The organism is Glycomyces artemisiae (assembly GCF_003002955.1).
GTDB classification, from domain to species: domain Bacteria; phylum Actinomycetota; class Actinomycetes; order Mycobacteriales; family Micromonosporaceae; genus Glycomyces; species Glycomyces artemisiae.
Window position 1 is genome coordinate 713,775 of sequence record NZ_PVTJ01000001.1, and the last position, 14,757, is coordinate 728,531.

Sequence of the window (14,757 nt, forward strand, 5' to 3'; positions counted from 1 at the left end):
GCCCTCGGTCGGCAGGGCCCGCAGCATCTCCGCGAACTCCTTGGGCTGCTCCACGAGACCGCCGCGCCCGCCGCGGAACCGGACCGGCTCGACGCCGGGCGGCTTCGCCAGCCTGGTCGAGGCCGACTACGTCGGCAGGCCTGTCTGCGGCGGGGGCTTGCTTCAACGGCTCATGCTGATCTCGGTTTCCATGCGGGACAGCTTCTCCGGGTTGCGCACGTGGTAGGCACCGGTGACGCGGCCGTCTTCGATCCGCAACGCCACGACGCCGTCGACCCTGCCGTCGAGGCGCACGAGGAGGCCTGGTTCGCCGTTGACCTGGACCGGTTCGACGGTGCGCTCCGCGTCGCGCCGCCACCAGCCGACGGCCAGGAGCCGCGCCACCTTGTCGGCCCCGACGACCGGGTGCGGGAGCGCGTGGCGCTGGCCGCCGCCGTCGGTCAGCGCCACCACGTCGGGTGCGAGGATGTCGAGCAGTTGTTGCAGCTCACCGGTCTCGACGGCTCGCTGGAAAGCGTCGAGGGCGGCCCGCGTGTCGGCAGGCGAGGCGCCCGCGCGCGGGCGCCTCGCGGCGACGTGCGACCGGGCCCGGTGCGCGATCTGCCGCACCGCGGCCGGGGACTTGCCGACCGCTTCGGCGATCTCGCCGTAGCCGAGGTCGAACACCTCGCGCAGCACGAAGACGGCGCGCTCGACCGGCCCCAGGGTCTCCAGCACCAGCAGCATCGCCATCGAGACGCTCTCGGCCAGCTCCACGTCGTCGGCGACGTCGGGAGCGGTCAGCAGCGGCTCGGGCAGCCACGGGCCCACATAGGTCTCCTTGCGGCGGCCCAGGTGCCGCAGCCGGTCCAGTGCCAGCCGCGTCGTGATCCGCACCAGGTAGGCGCGCTGCCCGGCCACGGCGGCGTGGTCGACGGCCATCCACCGCAGCCACGTCTCCTGCAGGACGTCCTCGGCGTCCGCGGCGGATCCCAGCATCTCGTAAGCCACGGTGAACAGCAGGTTCCGGTGCCGCACGAACACCGCCGTTCCGGTGTCGGTTTCCGCGCTCATTCCGGCCTCCCGCCCGCTCGTCCTTCGCACTGTCACACGCACGGGACGCCGGCGGCCACCGGTTTGTGACAGCCCCTGAAGGCGTGCCTCGTCACAGCCCCGGATTGTCACAGGACCCGTGTCACCGACGTCCTGTGATCGCAAGACGCCGAAAGGAACCGAGAAAGGAACACCACCGATGGGAACACCCGCCGCAGCGCGATCGCGCATGCCGAACCCGCTCCCGCACCTTCCCGGGATGGCCGACCTGGCGAAGGGCCTGCACGCCATGATCGAGGCGAGCACCGTCCCGCAGCCGACCATCCGTTTGATGGAGCTGCGCGCCGGGCAGCTCCTGGGCAGCACCTATTTCGCGGTCCGCGACACCGCGAACCTCCGCGCCGCCGGTGAGAGCGAGGACCGCATCACCGCCGTCGCCACCTGGCGCACCGCCGCCTGCTTCACCGAAGCCGAACGGGTCGCGCTGGAACTCGTCGAAGCGGTGCTCACCGCGAACCCGGCCGGCGAGCGGGTCCCCGACGAACTGCACGCCAGAGCCGCCGCGCACTACGGCGACAAGGGACTGTGGGACCTCGTCATGGTGCTCGCGCACATCGGGTTCTTCACCCCCGCCGCGCTCATCGCCAAACCCATCCCCGGCATGCCGCCCGGGCAGAACTACAGCGAATAGGGAAGGCAGCAATCATGAGCATCGACACGATCGCCGTCGCCGGAGCGACCGGCCGCCTGGGCCGCCACGTCGTCGACGTCCTCACCGAGCAGGGCCGCCAAGCGGTCCCGATGTCGCGGGCCACCGGCGTCGACATCGTCACCGGCGAAGGCCTCGACGCGGCCCTCACCGGGGTCGACGCCGTCATCGACGTCGCCTCGTGGCACGCCTCCGACGAGGCCGCCGCCACCGAGTTCTTCCGCGTCGCCGCCCGCAGCCTGCACGAGGCCGGGCAGCGGGCCGGCGTGCGCCGCATCGTCGCCGTCTCCATCATCGGCGCCGACAAGGCCACCTCCGGATTCATAGTCTCCCAGCAGGTCCACGAGGCGGCGCACCTCGCCGGGCCGGTGCCGGTGCGGCTCCTGCGGGCCGCGCAGTTCCACGAGTTCGTCGGGCAGCTCCTGGACTGGCAGCCCGGGGACACCGCGTACCTGCCGAACCTGCCGACCCAGCTCGTCGCCGCCAGGACCGTCGCCGAGGAGCTCGTGCGCCTCGCCGTCGAACCGGAGGCCGGACCCGTCCAGGAGGCGCCGATCCCCGAGATCGCCGGGCCGCGCCGCGAGATCATGGCCGAAGCGGGCGCCCTCCTCGGCGAGCGACGCGGCGTCAAGGTAGTCGGCATCGACAACCCGGACATGCCCGACGCCGACCTGGCCGCCGCGGGCGCCTTCCTACCAGGTCCGCACGCGAAGCTCGCGGGCCCCACATTCGCCGAATGGCTCGAAGCCCAAGGCTGACAACCATGCCGAACCCCCGGGAGCGCACCGCGCTCCCGGGCCCCCGCCGAACGAACGGCTGGGTGCGCGGAGATGGTCCGGCCTGTGGACCGGCACGGCCGGCGCGACGTCGATCGCCCCGATAAGAACATAGGGGAGTCGGTCACTGTCGCGATTACCGGCGATGCGCCGGTTACCGCGCAGGTCAGAGCTTGATCGCCAGACATCGACCATGTTCACGGTAATCAATATGCTGTGGACCTTACCCTCGCTTATTACCACTCTAAGCCCCAGGTCAAGGTCCTGTTGGCGCGGCTGCGGCGGCTGATTGCGGCGATCGGCACCCAAAACTGGCACGAACCGGTACCCCAATTGTCCGGGCTTGCGACCGGCTGCCGCAACGGTCAACCCAGGGCGATCCGCGACCGCCTCGAACCGGACGAGTATGAGCGCCTCCTCGGCGCGGTCCGCGCTGGTGTCTCGAAACGCGAGCTCGCGAAGCAGTATGGGGTGAGCCTGCGAACGGTCTACCGGCTTCCGACGAATTAGCCTCCGGCCATGCTTTCGGGTGGTTGCTGATCAGACGGGAGTCCTGAGAGTTCAAGAGCGTCGTTATCGATATGTGCATCCCGTCCAGTGGGGTGCGTGCGGTGCTCTTCGGCGGCGACCGTCATAGGTCTGACTGGAAGATGATGGTCGCCGCCGGCCCAGATCTGGAGGGACTCCTGCGATGGCTGAGAGCGGTCTGCGCCGCGCGGTCGCTTATTATCGCGTCTCCACTACTCGGCAGGCCCAGACCGGTACCGGTGCTGAAAAGTACGGCGATTCGATCGCGACGCAGCAGGCCGCTTGCCACCGGTATGCGGCCGAGCACGGCCTCGAACTCGTCGCCGAGTATCCCGAGCCCGGTGCCTCATGTACCGCGATCGATCGCAGGCCGAAATTCCGGGAGTTGCTGGAGCGGGTATTGCATCGTCGTGACGTGGAAGCTGTGGTGGTCTACGCGCGCTCGCGTGCCTTCCGGAATGCTTATGAAGCCATGGTCACCCGTGAAGAGTTCCGCAAGCTCGGCGTCGAGCTGCTCTCGACCCAGGAACCCTCAGAGGTGGGCCCGGAGGGCGACCTGGTCACGTTGATCCTCGACGGTGTCAACGAGTACCAGTCCCTCAAACTCGGTGCAGACGTCTCGTTCAAGATGGCCGCCAAGGCCGCCCGCGGGGGAACCCCGGGCTGGGCGAAACTTGGCTACCGCAACGTCCGCATGCGGGTTGACGGCCGCATCATGGCAACGATCGAGATCGACTCCGAACGGGCGCCGTTCATCGATACCGCGTTCCGGCTCTTCGCGACCGGACAGTTCTCGATCAACCGTTTGCAGCGCGCACTCACCATTGCCGGGCTGCGAACCCGCCCGACGAGGTCGCATCCGGCAGGGACGGCGATCTCGATCTCGCACCTGGCAACGGTGCTGCGCGATCGCACCTATCTCGGCTATGTCCAATGGTGCGGTAAGGAGTACCCGGGCAGGCACCCGGCGCTGGTCGATGCGGAGCTGTTCGACCGGGTGCAGCGGGTGCTCGCTGATCGAGGCAGAGGCACCCGCGAGTGCAAGTGGGACCACTATCTCAAAGGACTCTTGTGGTGCCGCCGCTGCTCTCGGCGGATGATCCTCGAGGGCGCTCGCAGCCACAGCGGGCGCCTCTACTTCTATTTCCGCTGCGCTGGCATGCACCGCCATGGTTGCGACCTGCCCCGCATCCCAGTCGCCGCAGTCGAGGCCGCTGTTGAGCTTCATTTCGCAGCCGTCAGGATCGGCCCGGGCGAATGCACCGAGACCGCGTACCTGATCGCCGGAGCGCTCGCCGACCGCCGCAGGGTCCTTGACGTGCTTCGCAAACAGCTCGGATCCGAACTGGCCAGGCTCGATCGGCTCGAAGACCAATACCTTGAACTGCTGGGCAGCCCCGGATGGCCCACCGAGAAACTCACCGAGCGCCTGCAACGACTGGAAATTGAACGCGACAACGTGAACCGGCAACTCGCCGCCGTAAAGGACTGCCCCACCGACCAGACACTGCACGAGCGCATCGGCGATCTCCTCGGCCGTCTGACCCGGCCGCACCAACTATTCGCTCAGCTCTCCGGGGAGCTGCGCAAGACGCTCACGACACTGTGCTTCGACAAACTCGTCATCGACGCCGCGGATCGAGCCCCATACCAGCCGATGGACACCTCGGGACTCCATGTAGAGGGCGCACGCCGGCCTCTGATCGACCGGCACGCCCTCGCCGACCTCATAGTCGCGGCAACGGAAACACCACCGCGAGCGCCTCACCAATCGCGTTGCCAATCAGAACCGAGCATCGAGTTGCACAGCAAGCACCAAGCCTCAACGCCGCGGTGAAACCGACGCGCAACCAAAACTACGTCTCGGAGAACACGCTCCGCATCGTTCTAGGGGGTCTGGCGTCACATCGGGAGTGCAAAGGTGACGTTGTCCTCGGCGTCGAGTCCGACGAGACTGCCACCGATGGGCCAGTCGACGAGTACCTTCCGCGCGAGTGAGATGGCGAATTTCGGTTCGGGATCGCCTTCAATGGTGACGTGGACGAGGGCGGCTTCCCCGGGAACTCCTGGGCCGGGGATTCGTGCGAGCCACAGGCCGTCCCGGAGGCCGCCCATGGGAACGGGCTCGTTGAGGGGCGTTTCGATTGCGGCGAGGAGAACTTGCCTGATCGCTTCCGCCTCAGGTGTGTCCGGGATGGCTCGGAAGATCAGACACGCGGTGAGATAGGCGCTCTTGATGGCGGCCAGGAGGCACCGGTTCTGGTCGGGGGCAGTGAACTGGATGGCGACCTCGCCGCCCAGTTCGAGCATTTCGGGGATCGCCGGGTCACACTGGTTGCCTTCGAAGAACAGCACCGGAAGGGATTCGTGGGTCTCGAGGATCTGAATTTTCGGTCCTCGGCGTTGGCCCTGAATCGCGGGGTGGGTGAAGCGGGTAGGGAGGAGGTCGTGCACCCAGTCGGCAAAGTCGGCCTCGAGTCTGCTGCCGACCAGGCTGTTGCAGCGTTCGCAGGTCCGAGTGAGGACCGTGCCGCCGATCGATTCTGGTGGGATGTGCTCCCGCTTGCTCGGGTTGGGGGAGAGGCAGATCGGGCACTTGTCGAAGTTCATTGGCCGCGCCTGCGCGATGAGGTCAGCGGTGAACTGCTCTCCGTTTGGAAGTTGCAGGCGCCTGACTGAGTGCGTTGTACCGTCGGGAGCGGTGAATCCGTGAGGCCATTCGGGCCCGCCAGGTCCGATTTGCGGTTCTGATGGCGTTGAGTCGCCCTCGTCCGGCGGTTCAACAGTCTGTTCGTTGGTCACCATCTGAGTGTGGCCGATGAGTGCGAGATCGGACAGTCTGTTATTTGTGGTTGTCGTGGTCTGGCTTTTCAATGTTGTTCTGAACTGGGGCATTGGGCTGGAAGACAGGGTGTGCGAACACGACCACTTGGTTCCTTTCCACTTCGTACCCGAGCACGGGATGGCTGCCGTCCCCTCCTTCGGCGTCCATCAAGACCGGCTTGTTGACCTTTCGGCCGATCGCGGTCAAGAATTCGCAGAACAGGTCGAGGCGCTGCTGCCCTTGGAGCTCACGCAGGTCGACATCGAAGTCGATCGCCTCCTGTATGTGGAACCGGAAGATCGCCAGGAGCTCGGTAGCCGGCCAGACCCGCAACTCGGGACACTCAGCATCCAAGGGACGGGTCAGGATCGTCGCAGCGCTGGGAGTCGCCAGCACCCTTCCTCCCTCGGAATACTGATGCGGCCAGCCCCGCTCGGCGACAAGATCGAGCACTGCTTGCCAGTCGTAGACAGAGGTGTTGGGTACGACCACATCCGGAAGCATCCCCATCAGATCGGGGTCGAAGAAGTCTGCGACCTCTTCCCATCGAAGACTGCTCACCAGGCGATCCTGTCCGGTCGCGGGCCAATTGAGCCTGTTTCAACTTGACCGGTGTTCGTAGTCGTTGAGGACTTGGACGGCTTTCGCAACCTGCGTGATCTGGTCCGGATCACAGCGCACCTGGTCGAAGATCGCCCAGGTTTTGAGCTGGGCGAACATGCGCTCGCCGGGTCCGCGGAGCCGGGCGTGGAGGCGGTTGTACTCCTTCTGCCACTCAGGCTTGCCTTTCCCCTTGAACGGGGTGACCACCAGGTTGTGGTCGAGCCCGTCGTAGCCTTTGTCGCCCAGGGCCAACAGGCCATGTTCGGCCAGCAGGCGGGGGATCTGCCAGATCCGGGCGGCCTTGGTGTCGTGGATGGAGCCGCGGATCGCGCCGGAGATCCACAGCAGGTTCCCTCGTGCGTCACCGATGGCCTGGATGTTCATGCCGTGCCGTTTGTGCTTGCCGGAGTAGTAGGGCTGGTCGATCTGGTTGCGGTCGATGTGGATCAGGGCGCCGTCGAGGATCACGAAGGCCGCACCGGTGCGCTTCGCGTGTTGCAGGGCGTCGCGGATGCCCGGGGCGCGGGCGGCGAGCAGGCTGATGGTCTCGCGGGTTCGACGCCATGCGGTGGCGGCCGAGATGCCGAAGCCAGCCGCGAGGTCGCGCAGGGCTTCGCCTTTACGCAGGTAGGCGAGGGTGAGCAGGGCTTGGGTGCCGGGGTCGAGGGCTCGCCACCTGGAGCCGATGGTCTTGCGGTGGGTGCGGATGAGTTGGGCAACTTGGTTAAGGGTCGCGGTGGACAGCGGCAGGGCGGCGGGTTGAACAGCAACCGGAGCTCCTGGTGGTCGTTCAGGCAGAAGTAGCATTCGCCGTTCTACCAAGAGCTTCTTCACGTCGTCATTCCGCCTGTAGTCCGAACGCGTTGCGCTCCAACCGATCACGACCAGGATGCAACAACCTCTTTCCACGGTGTCCGCGGGCTTCTGCTTTCGAGGGTCACACAAGGCTGAGGTTCCGCTGGTGCTTGAGCGCCTTGGGGTCGGCGGCCGCGGCGTTGTGCGTTGGCCCAGACCGCCTTCGTGAGGCTCTTCTGTGCCTCACGAAGGCGGTCTTGCGGCCCTGGTGGATCTCCTCGGAGTCGAGCTGGGCGAGGGCGGTGTCGCGTTCGGCGAGGAGCTCGTCGACGAGGTTATCGCCTTCGAAAAACCCGGCCTGGCAAGCGTTAGTCTCCCCGGCCGTAATAGTTCATGTCGGGCTCTTCGGCAAAGTATGGGAACAGGTTCTCGAGAGGGTCCGGTTTTGACGGGTTTGCGGTCTTGTCGGTGCGTGCATTCCTGCCAGACCTGAGCACCTCTTCTGTCAGCCTGTCGCCGTTGGGCTCCTCGTCCGGGCTTTCAGTCGCGTCGGTGCGTGCATTGCCGCTAGACATGGCTTCCTCCCCTATCACATTGTCGAAATATTATACATCGAAATGATTGCATTTCGGACGAGTTGCCGCCCATCCCGCCGTTCTGGAGCAGCCGTGTCCGCCGGCTCGCGGGGAGGCTACGAACACCGATCAAGTTGAAACGGGCTCATTGCCTGTGAGCTTCGCGGGTTCAGCGCGACCGCGCTTGACAAAATTACTGAGTAGAGTCATTATTGAGCTAACTCAGATTGAGGATGTGGGCGAGGCCCGGGGAAGGAGTAGTTCGTCATGAAGGCGTTCGTGGTCGGCAAGTACAAGGAGCCGCTGGAGCTCGCGGAGGTGGCCGAGCCGGTTGTGGGTGAGCGGGACGTGCTCGTGCAGGTGGAGGCCGCTGGCCTGAACCTGCTGGACGAGAAGGTCCGCAGGGGCCAGTTCCGGCAGATCCTGCCGTACCGGCCGCCGTTCGTCCTCGGCCACGACCTCGCCGGGACCGTCGTTGCGGCCGGAGCGGGCGTGCGCGGGTTCAAGATCGGTGACGAGGTGTTCGCCCGGCCCGCGGATCACCGCATCGGCACCTTCGCCGAGCGGATCGCCGTCGCCGAGGCCGACCTGGCGCTCAAGCCCGCGTCGATCAGCATGGCTGAAGCCGCCTCGCTGCCGCTGGTCGCGCTGACGGCCTGGCAGGCGCTGGTCGAGAGAGGCAACCTCCAGGCCGGGCAGCGGGTCCTCATCCACGCCGGGGCCGGCGGGGTCGGGTCGATCGCGATCCAGCTCGCCAAGCACCTCGGCGCGACGGTCGCCACCACGGCGAGCGGCTCGAACGCCGACTTCGTGCGCGAGCTCGGCGCCGACACCGTCATCGACTACCGCACCCAGGACTTCGAGCAGCTCCTCGGCGGGGTCGACCTGGTGGTGGACAGCCTGGGCGGGGAGAACCTCGAGAAGTCCCTGCGCGTACTGCGCCCCGGCGGGAAGGCGATCGGGATCGCCGGGCCCCCGGATGCGGCTTTCGCCCGCGAGATCGGCGCTGGGACGGCGCTGCGGTTGGCGACGACCGCGCTGAGTGCCGGTGTCCGCCGCCAGGCCCGCAAGCTCGGCGTGACCTACGAGTTCCTGTTCATGCGCGCCAGCGGCGACCAGCTCCGCGAGATCGGCGCGCTCATCGACTCGGGCGCGCTGCGCCCGATCGTCGGCAAGACCGTCCCGTTCGACCAGATCCCCGAGGCCCTCGGGGCACTCGAGCAGGGCGGTATCCGGGGCAAGGCCGTCGCCGTCAAAGCCTGACCGCGCCATTCGACCATCACTACGATCATTCACATACAGGGAGTCATCATGAACACGCAAGACAAACCAGTCACGTCGTACCTGGAAGCGCCGACGCGCACCGTCACCGCGAACGGGGTCACCTTCGCCTACCGCGAGCTGGGGCCCAAGGGCGGCATCCCGGTGGTCTTCTTCGTCCACCTCGCCGCGACCCTCGACTACTGGGACCCGCGGATCGTCGACGCGATCGCTGCCGACCGCCACGTCATCGCCTTCGACCAGCGGGGCGTCGGCGCCACCACCGGCGAGGTGCCCGACTCGGTCGAGGCGATGGCCGAGGACGCCTACGCATTCATCAAAGCGCTCGGCTTCGACCAGGTCGACGTCTTCTCCTTCTCCCTGGGCGGGTTCGTCGCCCAGGCGCTCATCGCCGCGCACCCGGACCTGGTCCGCAGGCTCGTCCTCACCGGGACGGGGCCGAAGGGCGGCAAGGACATCGACAAGGTCGCCGGCCTGACCTACCTCGACATCCTCAAGGCAACCGTGACGCGCTCGGACCCGCGGGAGTTCCTGTTCTTCAACCGCAACGCGGCAGGCAAACGCGCGGCAAAGGCGTACGTCGCGCGCACGACCGGCGCGCACACCGAAGTTCAGGACGCGCCGATGAAGGTGAAGGGCTTCCAGACGCAGCTGGGGGCCATCAAGAAGTGGGGCCGCGGCACGCCCCACGACCTGTCGCGGCTCACGCAGCCGACCTTGATCGCCAACGGCGACCACGACCGCATGGTCCCCTCGGTCCTGTCCGAGGACCTGCACCGCCGCATTCCCGGCTCCGAGCTGATCATCTACCCCGACTCCGGGCACGGCGGGGTCTTCCAGTACCACGAGCAGTTCGCGCCGGTCGCCGCCGCGTTCCTGAACCGATGAGCGCCGCACGAGGCGGCCGAAAGGAGTCGGCGATGTCCACGCCACTGGCCTTCACCAGGAAACCGTTCACCTCCTCGATTCTGCTGTGGGTGCGCGAGGACCAGCCCAGACGGCAGGGCATGGACCGATGGAAGGGCCCGCACTCCCAGATCATCTCCGCCACACCGGGATTCGAGGAATACCGCCAGATCCACCTGGCCGAGACCAACCCCGGCCTGTGGCCGGCCGTCGAGGGCGTCGAGACCGCCATCCCCGCAGACCGCAGGATCGACGGGATCGCCGAGGTCACCATGCAGACGGTGCTCTCACCACTGCGGGGCCGCAAGCAGACCAAGCTCGCCTACCTCGACGAGGTCAACCTGTTCCGCCGCACCATCCTCTACGCGGGGCCGCCGTACTCGACGCACTGGTACGACCTCGGGGCCGGCGAGCGGACGGGGGCCCGGGCCCTGGTCTACGTCAGGAAGCGCGAAGGCGTCGGCACCGGCGCCTTCCGCAAGGTCCTCCACGACCGGCTCGTCCCCGCCCTCGCGGAGAACAGTGGGTTGACCGAGCTGCGGACGCAGGTGTTCATGCCCTGGAGACGCGGCCTGTGGAACACGCCGAACGTCGCCCACGACAACCCGGCAGACCGGCAGTTCCACGCCTCGCTCCTGGTCGGCTTCGCCGATGACGACACGATGCGCGGGTTCTTCGCCGGAGCCGCCGTCGGGGAGGTGTCCTCCCGGCTTCCCGCGTTCGCCTCGGCGGTCCACGCCTACGAAGTGGAGCAGGCGCTCACGTTCGTCAAGGACGGCACCGCCCTGCCCCGATTCGAGGAGTGACCGGCCGCCTCGGCCGTGGCCCCCGGTCCGATCGGGGCGGCAGCAGCGAACCCGGTTCGCCTGCCACCGCCCCGCGCCGGTCAGCGGCCCTGGATGGGCAGCTCGGGGTAGACCTCTTCGAGCGGGGCGCTGAGCCCGGCCTTGAGCTCCACCGACGTCGCATCGGCAAGCACCTCGTACTCGCCCGCTTCCAAGGCGTCGTAGACGGTGCGGACCAGGTCCGCCGGATCGGTCTTCGCCTCGGTGACGTGCGCGGCCATCGCCGTGTCGACATACCCCACGTGCACCCCGACGACGTGGACGCCGCGGGGCGCCAGTTCCAGGCGCAGCGAGTTCGTCGCCGACCACAGCGCCGCCTTGGTGGCGCTGTAGATACCACCGACGGCATACCAGCTCAACGCCGAATGGAGGTCGATGATCGCCGCCTGCTCCTTCGCCTCCAGGACCGGCGCGAACGCGCGGGCCAGGAACAGCGGGCCCAGGAAGTTCGTCTCCACGTTCGCCCGGATCTCCTCGTCGGTGTGGGTGAGGATGCCTGCGCTGGAGACCGAGACGGCGGCGTTGTTGATCAGCACCGACACATCACCCGCGGCCGCGGCGGCCGCCCGGATGGACTCGGGGTCGGTGACATCGAGCGCGAGCGGCACGATCCGCTCGTCCTCCCACGCCCTGGGGTGGCGGGCGGTGGCGTACACCTTGGCGGCGCCGCGCTCGAGCGCGGCGCGGACGAAGTGGGTGCCGATCCCGCCGTTCGCCCCGGTGACGAGAACGACGGCACCATCAAGTGCGGTCATGGTCTGGCTCCTTCAACAGTCGGAAACCCGCACCGGCCGGCGCAGGCGGTCAACGCGGCACCGCCCCCGAAGCGACGGCACCGAGCGGGCCGCGGCCGCGTGGAAGAATGAACCACGACGCAACCGAGCCCACGCAACATTGACCATAGTCATAATTGATTGAAGTCAGATTCTATTCCCGGAGGATGCGATATGCCAGCCGCCCCCCACAAGGTCGGGCGACGTGAGCGGAACAAGCAGGAGAAGCTCGACCGCATCACCGCCGCCGCCCGCGAACTCTTCGCCGAGCACGGCGTCGACGAGGTCACCACCCAGCAGATCGCCGAAGCGGCCGACATCGGGACCGGCACCCTGTTCCTCTACGCCAAGAACAAGGGCGAACTGCTCCTGCTCGTGCAGAACTCCACCTACGCCGAAGCCCTCATCGAAGGCAGGAACGCCGCCGAGGACACCCCCGAGATCCTCGACGCGGTCATGGCGATCATCCGCCCGGTCGTGGTCTGCAACCGCAAACAAGTCGACAACGGCCGCACCTACCTGCGCGAGATGGTCTTCGGCGACCCCGCCGAACCCCACCACCGCGACGCCCTCGACCTCACCGTCGAGACCGAAGCCGCCATCGCCGCCGTCCTCGGGCGCGACCAGGCCACCGACCCCACCACCGCCGCCGCACTCGCGCACATCATCTCCGCGATCATGTTCATCGCCATGGCCCCCACCATCAACGCCGACCGGAGCATCGAGGACCTCCTCCAAGAGATTCGCGACCAGCTGCGTATCGTCCTGGCTCCCTGATCGCCACGGCCCCAAGGAGTATGCGAGTCATCACTGCCCCACCCGTTCGATCCCCGGAGTCGGACGAAGGTTTAGCCGTACGTCACCTTTGAGGCCCACCGTGTCAGGATGCGCCCCTCCTGCCAATCAGGACAAGAAAAGAAGGACCTTCAACGTGAAAGTCCTTCTTGTTCCATATGTCCGTTTGTGGGTGCTACAGGGATCGAACCTGTGACCACCTCCTTGTAAGGGAGGTGCTCTACCGCTGAGCTAAGCACCCTGGGGCGCGATGGGGGCGCGCCGAGCCTGAGAAAGGGTACCTGAACGGGGGCTTGGGCGCGAGTGCGGGTCGAAGCGCGGTCGCGGGGAGAGGTGCCGCACAGGCGGAATTCAGTGGAAGCTTCAAGTGTTGCTGCCAGGGTGGAAACAGTACGTGTAGACATCTGGTCCGACATCGCCTGCCCCTGGTGCTACGTCGGCAAGGCCCGGTTCGACAAGGCCGTGGCGGGCCTCGAAGGGAAGGTCGCCGTCGAGGTGCGCCACCGCTCCTTCGAGCTCGACCCGAACCGCGAGCCCGGCGAGGTCGACGCGGTCGTCCCGATGATCGCGAAGAAATACGGCATCAGCCCCGCCCAGGCCCAGGCGAACGAGTACAAGCTCGGCGACCTGGCGAACCTGGAGGGCCTGGAGTACCGCACCGAAGGCCGCGACCACGGCAACACCTTCGACCTCCACCGCCTCCTCCACCTCGCCTCCGAGAAGGGGCTTGAGGCCGAGGTCTGGAAGGCCTTCTACACCGCGAACTTCGCCGACGAGGCCTCGATCTTCCAGCGCGACAGGGTCATCGAAGTGGCCGTCGCCGCCGGGCTCGACGAGGCCGACGTCGTCGCCGTCCTCGACGACCCCGAGCGCTACCGCGAGGCCGTGCGCGCCGACGAGGCCGAGGCCGCCGCGCTCGGCGCCACCGGCGTCCCGTTCTTCGTGATCGACGAGAAGTACGGCGTCTCCGGCGCGCAGCCGACCGCCCTCTTCGCCGAGATCCTCGAAAAGGCCTGGGACGAGCGGCAGCCCGCGAACTAACGGGACCTAACTGGCGAAACCTTCACGATTCGGCGCGCCCGGGCATATCCTGAGGCGAATTCCGACTACGAGGAGGCGGTAGCCATGCCCATGGATCGCGAGACGCAGCTCAAGCTGGTGAACCTGCGGGACGACGCCGGCGTGCTCTCGCTCTACGTCAACGCCGACCCCCGGCAGGAAGGCTCGACCCCGCCCTGGAAGACCCGGCTCGACCAGGGCCTCAAGCAGCTCCGCGAGGCCGTCGGCAACGGCACGGCCCCGCTCCTGGGCCGCCGCGTCGAGGACCTCAAGATCGACATCGAAGCGCTCGTCCGCCCCGGCTCCCCCGGGATCGGGCGGGCGCTCTTCGTCGCGCTCGGCACCGGCGAGACCTACAGCGTCGCCATGCAGACGCCCCTGACCGACCGCGTCGCCCTCGCGCCCCGCTCCCACATCGCGCCCATGTTCGGCGCCTGGGCCGAAGGCGCCCCCGTCGGCGTCGTCGTCGTGGACGGCAAGGGCATGCGCATCCTCGACAGCCGCTTCGGCCAGTGCGAGGAGGTCTCCGGCCTCGCCTTCGAGCTCGACACCGACGAATGGCGCGTCATGAAGGGGCCCGCCGCCGTCCAGAGCGCCTACGGCGGCCGCGACGGCTTCGTCTCCTCCAACCAGCAGGACCTCTTCGACTACCGCGTCGCCGAGCACCTCCAGAAGTTCCTCGCCGCCGCGCACTCCACACTGGAGGAGCACGTGACCGAGTTCGGCTGGGAGCTCCTGGTCCTCGCAGGCGAGCCCGAACTCGTCGAGGCCGCCTCGAAGCACCTCCGCAACGGCGTCAAAGCCGAGGTCGTGCCGTCCAAGCTCATCCTGAGCCAGAAGTCGCCCGCGATGATCCAGCAGGCCGTCGCGCCCGAGATCGCCGCCGCCCGGCACGCCCGGGACCTGCGGCTCGCCGCCGCCTTCGCCGAAGCGGTCCCCAAGGCCGCCATCGGATCAGAGGAAGTGCTCGACGCGCTGCAAGGCGGCCGCGTCGACCGGCTGCTCATCGAGCGCGACTCCGTCTGGAGCGCCCGCCGCATCCCCGAAGGCGCCGTCCTCGCCGACGCCGTCGCGCCCGGGGAACCGGAGGTCGCCACGGCTGTCGCCGAAGCGCAGCTCGGCGAGGCGATGATCGAGATGGCGCTGGCGTCCGACGCCCGCGTGTCGATCCTCGGCGAAGGCGTCGACCTGGGGAAAGAGGCCGGAGGCGTCGGGGCGATCCTGCGCTGGTGACGACCCCTTGAGGGGATAGTTAG

16 protein-coding genes and 1 tRNA gene are annotated in these 14,757 nt (G+C 67.5%); 10 read left to right on the forward strand and 7 right to left on the reverse strand.

Annotation, left to right across the window (positions count from 1 at the left end; all coding sequences use genetic code 11):
- Positions 1–162 precede the first annotated feature (162 nt).
- Positions 163–1,053: an RNA polymerase sigma-70 factor gene (locus B0I28_RS03380; RefSeq protein WP_106362374.1), complete on the reverse strand. Its 891-nt coding sequence runs from the start codon at positions 1,051–1,053 to the stop codon at positions 163–165.
- Positions 1,054–1,231: 178 nt separating this feature from the next.
- Here B0I28_RS03380 and B0I28_RS03385 point away from each other — a divergent pair, with 178 nt between their 5' ends.
- The 4 genes from B0I28_RS03385 (at position 1,232) to B0I28_RS03400 (ending at position 4,882) form a co-directional block, all read left to right on the forward strand.
- Positions 1,232–1,723: a carboxymuconolactone decarboxylase family protein gene (locus B0I28_RS03385; protein ID WP_181245617.1), complete on the forward strand. Its 492-nt coding sequence runs from the start codon at positions 1,232–1,234 to the stop codon at positions 1,721–1,723.
- Positions 1,724–1,737: 14 nt separating this feature from the next.
- Positions 1,738–2,499, forward strand: coding sequence for an SDR family oxidoreductase (locus B0I28_RS03390; RefSeq protein ID WP_106362376.1), 762 nt, complete (start codon positions 1,738–1,740; stop codon positions 2,497–2,499).
- Positions 2,500–2,733: 234 nt separating this feature from the next.
- Positions 2,734–3,027, forward strand: a complete 294-nt coding sequence (locus tag B0I28_RS03395) for a helix-turn-helix domain-containing protein (protein WP_106362377.1) — start codon at positions 2,734–2,736, stop codon at positions 3,025–3,027.
- A gap of 181 nt (positions 3,028–3,208) precedes the next feature.
- Positions 3,209–4,882 carry a recombinase family protein gene (locus tag B0I28_RS03400; RefSeq protein WP_106362378.1) on the forward strand — a complete coding sequence of 558 codons (1,674 nt, stop codon included), beginning with the start codon at positions 3,209–3,211 and terminating at the stop codon, positions 4,880–4,882.
- A 65-nt stretch (positions 4,883–4,947) separates the two neighbouring features.
- On the opposite strand, the gene B0I28_RS03405 is transcribed toward B0I28_RS03400, so the two are convergent.
- The 4 genes from B0I28_RS03405 to B0I28_RS26785 form a co-directional block, all read right to left on the reverse strand.
- Positions 4,948–5,655, reverse strand: a complete 708-nt coding sequence (locus tag B0I28_RS03405) for an HNH endonuclease (RefSeq protein WP_181245618.1) — start codon at positions 5,653–5,655, stop codon at positions 4,948–4,950.
- A 232-nt stretch (positions 5,656–5,887) separates the two neighbouring features.
- Positions 5,888–6,430, reverse strand: coding sequence for a hypothetical protein (locus tag B0I28_RS03410; RefSeq protein WP_106362380.1), 543 nt, complete (start codon positions 6,428–6,430; stop codon positions 5,888–5,890).
- Positions 6,431–6,469: 39 nt separating this feature from the next.
- A complete protein-coding gene (locus B0I28_RS03415) occupies positions 6,470–7,279 on the reverse strand; it encodes a transposase family protein (RefSeq protein ID WP_106362381.1) in 810 nt (269 codons plus the stop codon).
- A 356-nt stretch (positions 7,280–7,635) separates the two neighbouring features.
- Entirely contained in the window at positions 7,636–7,842 is a 207-nt protein-coding gene (locus B0I28_RS26785; protein ID WP_146147954.1) for a hypothetical protein, read from the reverse strand.
- Between the two features lie 267 nt (positions 7,843–8,109).
- Here B0I28_RS26785 and B0I28_RS03420 point away from each other — a divergent pair, with 267 nt between their 5' ends.
- The 3 genes from B0I28_RS03420 to B0I28_RS03430 are packed head-to-tail and all read left to right on the forward strand — an operon-like array spanning position 8,110 to position 10,835.
- A complete protein-coding gene (locus B0I28_RS03420; RefSeq protein ID WP_106362382.1) occupies positions 8,110–9,105 on the forward strand; it encodes an NADP-dependent oxidoreductase in 996 nt (331 codons plus the stop codon).
- A 48-nt stretch (positions 9,106–9,153) separates the two neighbouring features.
- Positions 9,154–10,011 (forward strand): alpha/beta fold hydrolase, encoded by an 858-nt coding sequence (locus tag B0I28_RS03425; RefSeq protein ID WP_106362383.1) that lies wholly within the window; start codon positions 9,154–9,156, stop codon positions 10,009–10,011.
- 32 nt (positions 10,012–10,043) lie between these two features.
- A complete protein-coding gene (locus B0I28_RS03430; RefSeq protein ID WP_106362384.1) occupies positions 10,044–10,835 on the forward strand; it encodes a strictosidine synthase in 792 nt (263 codons plus the stop codon).
- A gap of 80 nt (positions 10,836–10,915) precedes the next feature.
- Here the strand turns inward: B0I28_RS03430 and B0I28_RS03435 are convergent, their stop codons facing one another.
- Entirely contained in the window at positions 10,916–11,629 is a 714-nt protein-coding gene (locus B0I28_RS03435) for an SDR family oxidoreductase (RefSeq protein ID WP_106362385.1), read from the reverse strand.
- A gap of 192 nt (positions 11,630–11,821) precedes the next feature.
- Here B0I28_RS03435 and B0I28_RS03440 point away from each other — a divergent pair, with 192 nt between their 5' ends.
- Entirely contained in the window at positions 11,822–12,424 is a 603-nt protein-coding gene (locus tag B0I28_RS03440; RefSeq protein WP_106362386.1) for a TetR/AcrR family transcriptional regulator, read from the forward strand.
- A gap of 187 nt (positions 12,425–12,611) precedes the next feature.
- Here the strand turns inward: B0I28_RS03440 and B0I28_RS03445 are convergent.
- Positions 12,612–12,683: transfer RNA gene (locus tag B0I28_RS03445), tRNA-Val, on the reverse strand.
- A 140-nt stretch (positions 12,684–12,823) separates the two neighbouring features.
- Here B0I28_RS03445 and B0I28_RS03450 point away from each other — a divergent pair.
- Together B0I28_RS03450 and B0I28_RS03455 are read left to right on the forward strand one after the other, a co-directional pair.
- Complete coding sequence (locus tag B0I28_RS03450; RefSeq protein WP_106362387.1) at positions 12,824–13,483, forward strand: DsbA family oxidoreductase; 660 nt, start codon at positions 12,824–12,826, stop codon at positions 13,481–13,483.
- 84 nt (positions 13,484–13,567) lie between these two features.
- Positions 13,568–14,734: a VLRF1 family aeRF1-type release factor gene (locus B0I28_RS03455; protein WP_106362388.1), complete on the forward strand. Its 1,167-nt coding sequence runs from the start codon at positions 13,568–13,570 to the stop codon at positions 14,732–14,734.
- The last annotated feature ends 23 nt before the right edge of the window (positions 14,735–14,757 follow it).